11 protein-coding genes are annotated in these 12,364 nt (G+C 70.2%); 7 read left to right on the forward strand and 4 right to left on the reverse strand.

Features of this window, described 5'->3' with window-relative positions; genetic code table 11:
* The first annotated feature begins 47 nt into the window (after positions 1-47).
* Both HUV60_RS24165 and HUV60_RS24170 read left to right on the forward strand, forming a co-directional pair.
* Entirely contained in the window at positions 48-524 is a 477-nt protein-coding gene (locus tag HUV60_RS24165) for a MerR family transcriptional regulator (RefSeq protein WP_257849304.1), read from the forward strand.
* Positions 521-1,558, forward strand: coding sequence for an aldo/keto reductase (locus HUV60_RS24170; protein ID WP_257849305.1), 1,038 nt, complete (start codon positions 521-523; stop codon positions 1,556-1,558). The genes HUV60_RS24165 and HUV60_RS24170 overlap by 4 nt, the downstream gene beginning before the upstream one ends.
* 24 nt (positions 1,559-1,582) lie before the next feature.
* Here the strand turns inward: HUV60_RS24170 and HUV60_RS24175 are convergent, their stop codons facing one another.
* The 3 genes from HUV60_RS24175 to HUV60_RS24185 form a co-directional block, all read right to left on the reverse strand.
* Positions 1,583-2,431 (reverse strand): DUF4429 domain-containing protein, encoded by an 849-nt coding sequence (locus HUV60_RS24175; protein ID WP_257849306.1) that lies wholly within the window; start codon positions 2,429-2,431, stop codon positions 1,583-1,585.
* A gap of 67 nt (positions 2,432-2,498) precedes the next feature.
* Positions 2,499-3,725, reverse strand: coding sequence for an alpha/beta hydrolase family protein (locus HUV60_RS24180; RefSeq protein ID WP_257849307.1), 1,227 nt, complete (start codon positions 3,723-3,725; stop codon positions 2,499-2,501).
* A 124-nt stretch (positions 3,726-3,849) separates the two neighbouring features.
* The gene (locus tag HUV60_RS24185) at positions 3,850-4,518 is read right to left on the reverse strand and encodes a TetR family transcriptional regulator (protein WP_257849308.1); all 669 of its coding nucleotides are present in this window, start codon (positions 4,516-4,518) and stop codon (positions 3,850-3,852) included.
* A gap of 179 nt (positions 4,519-4,697) precedes the next feature.
* Between HUV60_RS24185 and HUV60_RS24190 the strand changes: the two genes are divergently transcribed.
* Positions 4,698-6,320: an MFS transporter gene (locus HUV60_RS24190; RefSeq protein ID WP_257849309.1), complete on the forward strand. Its 1,623-nt coding sequence runs from the start codon at positions 4,698-4,700 to the stop codon at positions 6,318-6,320.
* 256 nt (positions 6,321-6,576) lie between these two features.
* A complete protein-coding gene (locus tag HUV60_RS24195; protein ID WP_257849310.1) occupies positions 6,577-6,924 on the forward strand; it encodes a small hydrophobic protein in 348 nt (115 codons plus the stop codon).
* Between the two features lie 402 nt (positions 6,925-7,326).
* Here the strand turns inward: HUV60_RS24195 and aceE are convergent, their stop codons facing one another.
* A complete protein-coding gene (gene aceE / locus HUV60_RS24200) occupies positions 7,327-10,074 on the reverse strand; it encodes a pyruvate dehydrogenase (acetyl-transferring), homodimeric type (protein WP_257849311.1) in 2,748 nt (915 codons plus the stop codon).
* A gap of 409 nt (positions 10,075-10,483) precedes the next feature.
* On the opposite strand from aceE, the gene HUV60_RS24205 reads away from it, so the two are divergent.
* The 3 genes from HUV60_RS24205 (at position 10,484) to HUV60_RS24215 (ending at position 12,263) form a co-directional block, all read left to right on the forward strand.
* Positions 10,484-10,921: a DUF3052 domain-containing protein gene (locus HUV60_RS24205; RefSeq protein WP_042170042.1), complete on the forward strand. Its 438-nt coding sequence runs from the start codon at positions 10,484-10,486 to the stop codon at positions 10,919-10,921.
* A gap of 175 nt (positions 10,922-11,096) precedes the next feature.
* A complete protein-coding gene (locus HUV60_RS24210) occupies positions 11,097-11,555 on the forward strand; it encodes a peroxiredoxin (RefSeq protein WP_257849312.1) in 459 nt (152 codons plus the stop codon).
* Positions 11,556-11,687: 132 nt separating this feature from the next.
* Entirely contained in the window at positions 11,688-12,263 is a 576-nt protein-coding gene (locus HUV60_RS24215; RefSeq protein ID WP_042170048.1) for a TerD family protein, read from the forward strand.
* Positions 12,264-12,364: the final 101 nt, after the last annotated feature.

A 12,364-nucleotide genomic window follows, 5' to 3' on the forward strand; every position in this document is an offset into this window, starting at 1 on the left:
CCGGTCGTGCTTGCCTGGAGTGCACTCCAGGGATTTAGCGTGGACGCATGACGGTGACGGAGACCACGGGTGAGAGCACGGGTGCCACGACCGACACCTGCGCAGGTCCGCCGCAGGGCGACCGGCGGCCGGACGGCGCGGACAAGTACACGATCAGCGAGGTGGCCGCCCTCACCGGGCTCAGCGCCCACACCCTGCGCTGGTACGAGCGCATCGGGCTGATGCCGCACATCGACCGGTCGCACACCGGGCAGCGCCGCTACAGCAACCGCGACCTCGACTGGCTCGCCCTCGTCGGCAAGCTCCGTCTGACCGGGATGCCGGTCGCGGACATGGTCCGGTACGCGGAGATGGTGCGGGAGGGCGATCACACCTACACCGACCGCTTCGACCTCCTCAAGGCGACCCGCGAGGACGTGGTGGCCCGGATCGCGGAGCTCCAGGGCACCCTCGCCGTGCTCGACCGGAAGATCAGCTTCTACGCGGACGCCGGGCGCGCCCTGGCGTCGGAGAGGTCCCGATGACCAACGGCACGAACAGCGCGAGCGGCAGGATCACGACGGCGGTACTGGGCGCGGGCGGCCCCGAGGTGGGCGTGCAGGGCCTGGGCTGCATGGGCATGAGCTTCGCCTACGGCCCCGCGGACGCGGACGCCTCCCGGGCGACCCTGGAGCGGGCCCTGGAACTGGGCGTCACGCTCTACGACACGGCCGACTCGTACGCGGCGGGGGAGAACGAGCGGTTCCTGTCCCCATTCCTCAAGGCGCACCGGGACGAGATCCTGATCGCGACCAAGTTCGCGCTGTCGATCCCGCCCGACGAGCCGACCCGGCGGATCGTCCGCAACGACGCCCCGTACGTCCGGCAGGCCGTCGAGACGAGCCTGAAGCGCCTGGACATCGACACCATCGACCTCTACTACATGCACCGGCGCGATGTGAACGTGCCGATCGAGGAGACCGTCGGCGTCATGGCCGGGCTGGTGCACGAGGGCAAGGTCAAGCAGCTGGGGCTGAGCGAGGTCACCGCCGGCGAACTGCGGGCCGCGCACGCCGTGCACCCGATCGCCGCCGTGCAGTCGGAGTGGTCGCTGTTCAGCCGCGACATCGAGGCGAACGTCGTACCGGCCGCCCGGGACCTGGGCGTGACGCTGGTGCCGTACTCGCCGCTCGGGCGGGGATTTCTGACCGGTTCCTTCGCCGATGCCGGCCAGGACCTCACACCGGACGACTTCCGCCGTCTCATGCCCCGGTTCACCGGCGAGAATGCGGCAGCCAACGCGGCCCTGCTCGCGCCGGTCCGCGCCGTCGCCGACGCGCACGGTGCCACGCCCGGCCAGATCGCCCTGGCCTGGGTCCATCAGCGGGCTGCCGTGCACGGCCTCCCGGTCGTCCCGATTCCGGGCACGCGCAAGCCGTCCCGGGTGGAGGAGAACACGGCGGCGACCCGGATCGCCCTCACGGACGCGGAACTGGCCCGACTGGACCCGATCGCCGGCAAGGTGGCGGGCACCCGCTATGCGGACATGGCCTTCACGTCCGCCGGACGGGAGGAGTGACCCGCACGTCGGAACGGCGGAGCCCTACAGCTCCGCCAGTAACTCCGCCTTCTTGGACGAGAACTCCTCGGCCGTCACCAGTCCCGCCTGGTGCAGTTCCCCCAGGTGGCGTATGCGTTCGGCGATGTCCGCGGGGTCGCGGCGTACGGTGGCCACGGCGACCGCGGGTACCGGCGCGGACGTCCGTGCCGCCGCCAGGACGGCCGCCGCGAACGGCAGTGACTCGTGCACCGGGCCGTAGCCCAGCCCGAACACCACGGCCGCCAGGTCCTGGTCGGCGTGCGGCAGCCGGGCCGGCTCGTCGCGGCGCAGCAGGCGCAGATGCCCCTCGAACACCTCCGGTGACCGCCACTCCACGCCGCTCAACTCGCCCACGGGGAAGCGCTGGTCACCCGCCTTCCACTTCGTCGACGAGGCGCCGGTCCAGGACCAGCGGAAGGAGACCGTCTTCCCGTCGAAGGAGGCCCGCCCGTCGTACGCCTTGAAGTGCAGCGGCCCCTCAGGGGCGGCCACCAGATGGCGCTCGGCGGGGCCCGACTCGGTGATCAGGGCGAGGAGCTCGTCGGCGTAGTACTCGGCGAGCGTCTCGCGTTCGGCGGACAGCACGAGACGGTAGGGGTCGCAGCCGTCCTTCAGCTGCCCGGCCGCCGCCTCCATCAGCGGATCGGCGCCGGGCCGCGGCTCGATGCGCAGCACGACGGTGTCGCGCCTGCCGGGGGTCAGCGTCACTCCGGCGACGGCCTCCAGGGGGATGCGGCGTTCCCCGAGTGCCTGAAACAGCTTGGGTGTTCGAATCCCCCTTTCGTACCGGATGAGCACGGAGTCGGACTCGAACTCCCAGTCAGCGTGAAATCCGGCCAGCACGTCACCCATGCGGCTCATCGTATGCGGCACGAGCTTTTTCGTCCCCTCCCCGTGCATACCGCAGTTCCTCCGTTCTCTACGCGCGTCTTGATGCGGCGGCGTCCGACAAACCCGCCCGGCATACGCCACTCCCGTGCGCGCAGTCCACCGCGCGGTATGCGCCAACGCCGATCTCGGCGAAGTTGCGCAGGCTGTCGGTGCCCGGCACGAAGTACCCGCCGTGGCCGTCCGCCTCACGCGCCGACAGCACGCGCGCCCCGAAGGCCGGGGACACCGGGTCGGCGCCGTGGCCCAGTCCGCCGACCTCCAGGTAGGGCACGTCCCGGATCCAGTCGTCGGCGTCCCGCATCGCCCACACCCGTGCGCGGGTGCGCAGTTCGGAGACGGTCTCGGCCCGCATGCCGGGACTGCCGGCCACCGCTATGTCGGTCACCCGGCCGGGCAGTGCGGGCGCGGCCAGCCCGCACACCACGGAGCCGTAGCTGTGGCAGAACAGGGAGACGTGGGATTCGCCGGGCAGGGCGCGCAGCAGCGAGTCGAGGCGTACCGCGCCGTCCTCGGCGCGCGTCGCCATCGCCGCCTCCATGCCCAGCCCGCTGGGCGCGGTGTAGTCGGCCCAGGCGATCACGGCGGTGCGCGTCGAGGGGGCCGCCGTGTGCTCGGCCGCGTACAGCGACCTGGCCATACCGACGGGTGCCGACCAGCGGCGGTAGGTGCGCTGGAAGGTCAGCAGATCGGTGTCGACGCCGGGGACGACGACCGAGACCCGCTCGGCCTCGCGCAGGTCGCCGAAGACCTCGGCGGCCCGGCCGGACCCCGACGGGTCGAAGGCGAGAAGCTGGCGGTCGGGGTTCAGCAGCGCCCCGAAGCGGTTCATCCGGCGGCCCGCCTGATGCTGTCCTGCGGGTGTGAGCCGCTCGTCGCGCATCCGTTGTCGCTCGACCTCACGGGCCTCCCCCAGCGCGAGGCGGTTGGCGCGGTAGCGCAACTCGACCGGGGCGCCGTTCATGTTGCCGACCGCGAGCGGGAAGCGGTGGGCGAGGCTCACCCGCTGCACCTCGGAGAGGGAGGCGAAGAAGCGGGCCAGCGCGGCGGGCGCGGACCGGGGGTCCGGCAGCCGGTGACCTCCTATTCGGCCGTGCTCCCAGGCACTGAGCGAGGCCGGGAGCGGGGCCGAATAGGAGGTCACCGGCTGCCGGCGCAGGGCCGTCCAGCCGGTGCTCGCCAGCATCACGAAGACGACGGCGAGTGCGAGGAGCGCGCGCCACACGTTCAGTTGCGGGGAGGCGTCGAAGGAAGTCACTGAAAGGACACACTAGGAGAACGGGAGGGCCTCGCGTCAATCGAGTGACGGGTATCACGTTTCGGTGCGTCACCGGGGGGCAGGGCGCACCCGCCGACCGACCAGGTGCCACCCGGGAGACGGCTCAGGTGCTGCTCCAGGATCCTGCCAGGGCGGGCCCCAGCTGGTCCAGGTGAGCCGTCATCAGCTCGCGCAGGGCGGTGAGGCCGGCGTCGTCCCCGGCGGACCAGGACCGCTCCGCCACCCGGATCGCGCTGCAGACGGCGGCCACCAGCACGCGCGGCCGGGGGTCGGTGTCCAGGTCGACGCCCTCGCGGTCGGCGATCACATGGGCCAGCCGCTCCTCCAGTTCGCTCGAACGCCGCAGATGGGCGGCGAGCAGCGCGGGCGTCGACTCGATCACCCGGTACACCCGCAGATGCAGTTCCAGGGGCACGACCTGCTCGACGGCCTGGTTGATGCCGTCCCAGCTCTCCCGCAGGGCGCCGCGCAGCGCGTCCAGCGGCGGCTCGCCGGGCGGGCGCCCCTGCACGGCGTCGACGACGAGGGACTCCGCGAGGTGCGGGACGTGGAACGCGACCTCCTCCTTGCTGGCGAAGTAGCGGAAGAAAGTGCGCTGCGAGACGTGGACGGCCGCCGCGATGTCGTCGACCGTCGTCCCCTCGTAGCCGCGGGTCGCGAACAGCTCCAGGGAGGTACGGACCAGCGCGTCGCGGGTGAGCCGCTTCTTGCGTTCCCGCAGGCCCGTCCCCGGCGCCGGCATCGCGCCGGCGACGGTCCCGATCGTCTCCATCGTTCCTCCCGTGCTTCCCCCGGTCCGTTTCGCGGACCGGCTTCCGGGCCGGTTTCCGGTGGGCCCCAAGTCCTTTCCGGAACTGTTCGCGCAGTTCACGCTATACGGACATGTCGGCTCAGTTGCTGGTCGGTGAATTGGTTTGTCAACTGTCAGTGGCTGTCATTAGCCTCGAAGATATGACTAGTCAGACCATCATCGACGCGACGGGACCCGGGGACGGGACACCTTCGGACGCCCCGTCGGACACGGCACCCGGCAGAGGGCTTCGCGGCCACCCCTGGCTCACCCTCTTCACCGTCGCCGTCGGCGTCATGATGGTGGCCCTCGACGGCACCATCGTCGCCATCGCCAACCCCGTCATCGCCAGTGATCTGGGAGCCCGTTTCGCCGAGGTCCAGTGGATCACCAACGCGTACTTCCTCGCCCTCGCGGTCTCCCTGATCACCGCCGGCAAGCTCGGTGACCGGTTCGGCCACCGGCAGACCTTCCTCATCGGCGTCGTCGGCTTCGCCGCCGCCTCGGGTGCGATCGGCCTGTCCGACAGCATCGCGTCGGTCATCGTCTTCCGTGTCCTGCAAGGCCTGTTCGGCGCGCTGCTGATGCCGGCCGCGCTGGGCCTGCTGCGGGCGACCTTCCCGGCCGAGAAGCTCAACATGGCCATCGGCATCTGGGGCATGGTCATCGGTGCCTCCACCGCCGGCGGCCCGATCCTCGGCGGTGTCCTCGTCGAGCACGTCAGCTGGCAGTCGGTCTTCTGGATCAACGTCCCGGTCGGCGTCGTCGCGCTCGCCCTCGGCGTGTGGATCCTGCTCGACCACCGCGCGGAGAACCGCCCGCACTCCTTCGACATCCCCGGCATCGGCCTGCTGTCCGGTGCGATGTTCTGCCTCGTCTGGGCGCTGATCAAGGCCCCCGAGTGGGGCTGGGGGGACCTCAAGACCTGGGGTTTCATCGCCGTCGCCGGGGTGCTCTTCACCGTCTTCGCCCTCTGGGAGAAGCGGGTCAAGGAGCCGTTGATCCCGCCGGCGATGTTCCGCTCCGTCCCGCTGTCCGCGGGTGTCGTGCTGATGGTCCTCATGGCCATCGCCTTCATGGGCGGCCTGTTCTTCGTCACCTTCTACCTGCAGAACGTGCACGGCCTGAGCCCGGTCGACGCCGGTCTGCACCTGCTGCCGCTCACCGGCATGATGATCGTCGGCTCCCCGCTGGCCGGCGTGGTCATCACCAAGGCCGGTCCGCGGATCCCGCTGGCCGGCGGCATGGCCTGCACCGCGATGGCCATGTTCGGCATCTCCACACTCGAGAAGGACACCGGCAGCGGCGTGATGTCCCTCTGGTTCGCCCTGCTGGGTCTCGGCCTGGCGCCCGTCATGGTCGGCGCCACCGAGGTCATCGTGGGCAACGCGCCGCTGGAGCTCTCCGGTGTCGCCGGCGGTCTCCAGCAGGCCGCCATGCAGGTCGGCGGCAGCCTCGGTACAGCCGCGCTGGGTGCGGTGATGGCCTCCGAGGTCGACAGCGACCTCGCGGACAACTGGGCGGGCGCGGGGCTCCCGCCGCTCACCCCGGAGCAGAGCGCGCAGGCCGCCGAGGCCGTCCAGGTGGGCGTGCCCCCGGTGAGCGAGCAGATGCCCCCCGAGATGGTCGCGACGGTCACCGGGGTGGCGCACGACACCTTCCTCTCCGGCATGAGCACGGCTTCCCTGGTCGCCACCGCGGTCGCCGTCGTGGCGGTGGGCGTCGCCCTCCTCGCCAAGCGCGGTGAGAACGCGGAGGCCGGCGCGGGCGGCGGCCACATCTGACGGCTCCGGTGACCGGGTTCGCTCATCAGGGTGAACCGCTGGGGTGATCCCTCCCGTTCGGAGGGTGCCGCAGGTCACAGTGGGTCAGGTCCTCCGCAGGGCCTGGAGGATGCCGGGTGCGGCGCGCTGCTGGAGGGGGGCAGCGCGCCGGCAGCGGCTCGCCCGTTCTCGCTCCGGGGGCATTCACGCCCCGAGTGGGGGTCCTCGCGTGTCGAACCCCACTACACCCCAACCGACTACCGCGTTCAGGGAGTTGATGATGGCGAGCTTCGGAGACAGCGCGCGCGGGCACCCCCGCTCACGTGGCCGGGCGTGGTCAGGATGGGGGTCCCCCCTGCTCGAGCGAAGCCGAGAGCTTGGGGGAGGGCCGGATCGCGCGACGCTCGAAATCATCGGAGTCATCTGCGCGGTCGCCGGATTCTTCGTACTGGGGATCGTCCTCGGCCCGGTGGCGATGGTCTGCGGCTGGCTCGCCATGGGCCGCAGCTGGTCCGGGGCCCGCCCGGTCCAGGCGGTGGTCGCGCTGGTTCTGGGCGCCATCGACACGCTGCTGGCGATCATCTGGCTGGCCTCGGCCACCGGATCGGGCTACGGAATGTTCTGACCACCCCGGGTTTTGGCCCGGATCCCGACTCCGCTGCTCAATTCGGCGAGCGATCACGTGCCATGCTTTCAGGGCTCGGCCGCGCCCGGCCTGCCTGCATCTGCGACGCGCTCTGAAGGCCGTATCGGCACGGCGTCATCACGCCGGGTAATTGCGCAGCAGAGTCGATCCCGACTCTGCTGCTCTATTCGGGGGAGGGTCACGCACCGCATCCGAGAGGGGCCGGCCGGGGCCGGACCGCCTCCTCGCGAGGCCCGTTCCCTGCGCCCCGTCGACAGGCCGGTGTCACTCTCCGCAATGGAGCAACAGAGTCGATCCCGACGGAAATCTCCGCGGCGGAACGGCGGAAGGGCCTCCGGCGAAACGCCGGAGGCCCTTCCGCATGCGCCGCCCGCGGGTGTGTCAGGCGTCGCCGCCCGCCGCACCCGGGTCGGCCGCGGCCACGTCGAGCAGCTGGTAGCGGTCGATGGCCTGCTTCAGCACGGACCGGCCGACGTGTCCCTCCCGGGCCAGCTCCGTCAGCACTCCCACGACGATCGACTGCGCGTCGATGTGGAAGAACCGGCGGGCCGCCCCGCGTGTGTCCGCGAAGCCGAAGCCGTCCGCGCCCAGCGACTGGTACGTCCCGGGCACCCAGCGCGCGATCTGGTCCGGCACCGACCGCATCCAGTCCGACACCGCCACGACCGGCCCCTGTGCCGGGGCCAGCTTCCGCGTCACGTACGGCACCCGCTGCTCCTCCTCCGGGCCCAGCAGGTTGTGCCGCTCGCATTCCACGGCCTCGCGCCGCAGCTCGTTCCAGGAGGTCGCCGACCAGACGTCGGCCCGCACATCCCACTCCTCGGCGAGGATCCGCTGCGCCTCCAGGGCCCAGGGCACCGCGACACCGGAGGCGAGGATCTGCGCCGGCTTCGAGCCCGCCGTCCCCTCACGGAAGCGGTACAGGCCCTTGAGGATGCCGTCCACGTCCACGTCCTGGGGCTCGGCCGGGTGCTGGACGGGCTCGTTGTAGACGGTCAGGTAGTAGAAGACGTCCTCGCCGTGCGGGTGCTGCTCGTCGCTGCCGTACATCCGGCGCAGGCCGTCCTGCACGATGTGCGCGATCTCGAACCCGAAGGCCGGGTCGTAGGCGACGCACGCCGGGTTCGTGGAAGCCAGCAGCTGCGACTGGCCGTCCGCGTGCTGCAGCCCCTCACCGGTCAGGGTCGTACGACCCGCGGTCGCGCCGAGAACGAAGCCGCGCGCCAGCTGGTCGCCCATCTGCCAGAACTGGTCGCCGGTGCGCTGGAAACCGAACATCGAGTAGAAGACGTACACCGGGATCAGCGGCTCGCCGTGCGTGGCGTACGCCGAGCCGGCCGCGATCAGCGAGGCCGTGCAGCCCGCCTCGGAGATGCCGTCGTGCAGCATCTGCCCGTTCGGTGCCTCCTTGTACGCGAGCAGCAGCTCACGGTCCACGGACTCGTACTGCTGCCCGAGCGGGTTGTAGATCTTCGCGCTCGGGAAGAAGGAGTCCATGCCGAACGTGCGGTACTCGTCCGGTGCGATCAGTACGAACCTCTTGCCGATCTCCTTGTCCCGCATGAGGTCTTTGAGGAGTCGGACGAACGCCATGGTCGTCGCGATGGACTGCTGCCCCGAGCCCTTCTTCACGTTCGCGTATGTCTTGTCCTCGGGCAGTGCGAGCGGCTTCGAGCGCACCACACGTGTCGGCACGTACCCGCCGAGCGACGTGCGGCGGTCGTGCATGTACTGGATCTCCTCCGAGTCGCGGCCCGGGTGGTAGTACGGCGGCAGGCCGGACTCCAGGTCCTTGTCGGGGATCGGCAGGTGCAGCCGGTCGCGGAAACCCTTGAGGTCGTCGACCGTCAGTTTCTTCATCTGGTGCGTGGCGTTGCGGCCCTCGAAGTTCGGGCCCAGCGTCCAGCCCTTGACCGTCTTGGCGAGAACCACCGTCGGCTGGCCCTTGTGGTCCATGGCCGCCTGGTACGCCGCGAAGATCTTCTTGTGGTCGTGGCCGCCGCGCCCCAGGTGCAGCACCTGGTCGTCGGTCATGCTCTCGACCATGGCGCGCAGCCGGTGGTCGTCACCGAAGAAGTGGTCGCGGATGTACGCCCCGGACTCGGTGGCGTAGGTCTGGAACTGGCCGTCCGGCGTGGTGTTCATCCGGTTGACCAGCACGCCGTCCCGGTCCTGGGCGAGCAGCGGGTCCCAGGAGCGGTCCCAGACCAGCTTGATCACGTTCCAGCCGGCGCCCCGGAAAACCGACTCCAGCTCCTGGATGATCTTGCCGTTGCCGCGCACCGGCCCGTCGAGGCGCTGCAGGTTGCAGTTGACGACGAAGGTCAGGTTGTCGAGGTTCTCGCGGGCCGCGAGCGTCAGCTGGCCCAGCGACTCCGGTTCGTCCATCTCGCCGTCGCCGAGAAACGCCCACACGTGCGACTTCGAGGTGTCGGCGATGCCGCGCGCCTGCATGTAGCGGTTCATCCGGGCCTGGTAGATCGCGCTGATCGGACCGAGGCCCATCGACACGGTCGGGAACTCCCAGAACTCCGGCATCGAACGCGGGTGCGGATACGAGGCCAGGCCCTCGGGGGCCTTCGACTTCTCCTGCCGGAATCCGTCCAGCTGCCGCTCGCTCAGCCGGTCCAGCAGGAACGCGCGGGCGTAGATGCCCGGCGAGGCGTGCCCCTGGAAGAAGACCTGGTCGCCGCCGTCGCCCCCGTCCTTGCCGCGGAAGAAGTGGTTGAAGCCCACGTCGTACAGCGACGCCGAGGACGCGAAGGTGGCGATGTGGCCGCCGACGCCGATCCCGGGCCGCTGGGCGCGCGAGACCATCACCGCCGCGTTCCAGCGGGTCGCGTTGAGGACCTTGCGCTCGATCTCCTCGTTGCCGGGGAAGAACGGCTCCGCGCGGGTGGGGATCGTGTTCACGTAGTCGGTGCTGCGCATCTCGGGCACGGCCACACGCCGTTCGCGGGCCCGCTCGATCAGCCGCAGCATCAGGTGGCGGGCCCGCTCCCGGCCGCGCTCGTCGACGGCGGCGTCGAGGGAGTCGAGCCACTCCTGGGTTTCCTCGGGATCGAAGTCAGGCACCTGACTCGGAAGGCCACCAATGATGATCGGGTTGCGATCGGATGCGGAAGCCACGCTGTTCCTTACCTGTCGAAGGGCCCTGAGGAGCCCGCTGCTTCACTGACGTAGCCGGGTCTGCGCGCTCCCCATGGTCCACCCCGGGGCCGCACACGTCATCTCTACCGATAGGTAGCCGGCACGCGACACCGGTACGGTGGCGTACGGAGCGAATCTCGCGTTCATGCGAGTCTCGTACCCGTATGCAGTTCCCAAACGCCCATTCGGGGCACAAGGGTGTGGTGTGAGTCACTGTGGGCCAGGATGATGTGCCTGGAGTTGCGGTGACCCGGTCAGGATCGTCACCGTTTAGGCGGTCCGGGCGGCCGGGTACTTGCGCGATCCGCCCTGCCCGTGTGGACTACGGCCAATGCCGCGCGCCCGCGCGTGGCTGAGATATTCCCAAACCATGATCAGGAGGCACCCCGTGAGCGCGACCGCGGACCACGCGGAGGAGCGGACGAACCCTGCCGCCAGGCTGGGTTTCCAGCCCGGGCAGGTGGTCCAGGAGATCGGCTACGACGACGACGTCGACCAGGAGCTCCGCGAGGCCATCGAGGGCGTCATCGAGAGCGACCTTGTCGACGAGGACTACGACGACGTGGCTGACGCCGTTGTGCTGTGGTTCCGCGACGACGACGGCGACCTGACGGATGCGCTGGTGGACGCCGGCACGTACATCGAGGAGGGCGGGGCGATCCTGCTCCTCACGCCAAAGACCGGCCGTTCGGGGTACGTGGAGCCGAGCGACATCTCGGAAGCCGCCACCACGGCCGGCCTGACCGCCGCCAAGAGCGTCAGCGTCGGCAAGGACTGGAGCGGCAGCCGGCTGGCGACGCCGAAGGCGGCCAAGTCGCGGAGGTAGCCGCGTCCCGGAGGTAGTCACGACGGCCCCGCCCCGGCGGGCAGCCGTATCCCGTCTTTCCACCGGACGGGCTGACCGGTTCAGCCCGTCCGGACCGTTGTCGTACCCCCTGCGTAGGGTGTTCCCAGGGAACAGGCCGGGCACAGCACCCCCCCCCGAAGGGACGAACCAGGCGATGGCGATCCAGGTCGGCGATCACGCCCCCGACTTCGAGCTCAGGGACAACCACGGCGCGCCCGTGCGGTTGTCCGACCACCGCGGCCGTCGGAACGTGGTGCTCGTCTTCTACCCCTTCGCCTTCACCAGCGTGTGCACCGACGAGCTGCGCGCCCTGCGTGACGGCCTGGACCGCCTCGCCGGCCGAGGTACCCAACTGCTCGCCGTCTCGACCGACTCCGTCCACACCCTGCGCGTCTTCGCCGAGCAGGAGAACCTGGAGTACCCCCTGCTGTCGGACTTCTGGCCGCACGGGAACGTCTCGCGCGCCTACGGCGTCTTCGACGAGGGCAAGGGCTGCGCCGTTCGGGGGACCTTCGTCATCGACCGCGAGGGTCTCGTACGGTGGACGGTCGTCAACGCGCTGGCCGACGCACGTGACCTGGACGGCTACATCGAGGCGCTCGACGCGCTGTGAGCACGTCCGGCAGCGGTGATTTCCGGGTATTGGGGCCTGCGGTGGCCGGGAACCCGTTACTAGGATCGACTCGTTGATCCGATATCCAACGCACGACGGGGCTTCCCGCCCCCGGACATCAATGGAGGACTCGTGGGAGTCAGCCTCAGCAAGGGCGGCAACGTATCGCTGACCAAGGAGGCGCCGGGCCTGACCGCGGTCATCGTCGGACTGGGGTGGGACGTCCGCACCACGACCGGCACCGACTTCGACCTGGACGCCAGTGCGCTGCTGGTGAACAACACGGGCAAGGTCACCAACGACGCCAACTTCGTCTTCTTCAACAACCTCAAGAGCCCCGACGGCTCGGTCGAGCACACCGGCGACAACCTCACCGGTGAGGGCGAGGGCGACGACGAGCAGATCAAGGTCAACCTCGCGGGCGTGCCCGCGGAGATCGAGAAGATCGTCTTCCCGGTGTCCATCTACGACGCCGAGAACCGTCAGCAGTCCTTCGGCCAGGTGCGCAACGCGTTCATCCGCGTCGTCAACCAGGCCGGCGGTGCCGAGATCGCCCGCTACGACCTGTCGGAGGACGCCTCCACGGAGACGGCGATGGTCTTCGGTGAGCTGTACCGGCACGGCGCCGAGTGGAAGTTCCGCGCCATCGGCCAGGGCTACGCCTCCGGTCTGCGCGGCATCGCGCAGGACTTCGGCGTGAACGTCTGAGACGCTCGCACCCCGGGGCCGGCCGTCTCGCACGGCTGTTCCGTCCGGCGCCGCACGGTTTACGCGCGGCGCCGGACGCGCAGGAGACCACCTGAGAAACA

Source organism: Streptomyces sp. KMM 9044, assembly GCF_024701375.2.
GTDB lineage: Bacteria > Actinomycetota > Actinomycetes > Streptomycetales > Streptomycetaceae > Streptomyces.

Bases quoted from the DNA above. Each gene is read 5' to 3' on its own strand.
- HUV60_RS24165 (WP_257849304.1), top strand. From the start codon at position 48: ATGACGGTGACGGAGACCACGGGTGAGAGCACGGGTGCCACGACCGAC.
- HUV60_RS24170 (WP_257849305.1), top strand. From the start codon at position 521: ATGACCAACGGCACGAACAGCGCGAGCGGCAGGATCACGACGGCGGTA.
- HUV60_RS24175 (WP_257849306.1), bottom strand. From the start codon at position 2,431: ATGGGTGACGTGCTGGCCGGATTTCACGCTGACTGGGAGTTCGAGTCC.
- HUV60_RS24185 (WP_257849308.1), bottom strand. From the start codon at position 4,518: ATGGAGACGATCGGGACCGTCGCCGGCGCGATGCCGGCGCCGGGGACG.
- HUV60_RS24190 (WP_257849309.1), top strand. From the start codon at position 4,698: ATGACTAGTCAGACCATCATCGACGCGACGGGACCCGGGGACGGGACA.
- HUV60_RS24195 (WP_257849310.1), top strand. From the start codon at position 6,577: ATGATGGCGAGCTTCGGAGACAGCGCGCGCGGGCACCCCCGCTCACGT.
- HUV60_RS24210 (WP_257849312.1), top strand. From the start codon at position 11,097: ATGGCGATCCAGGTCGGCGATCACGCCCCCGACTTCGAGCTCAGGGAC.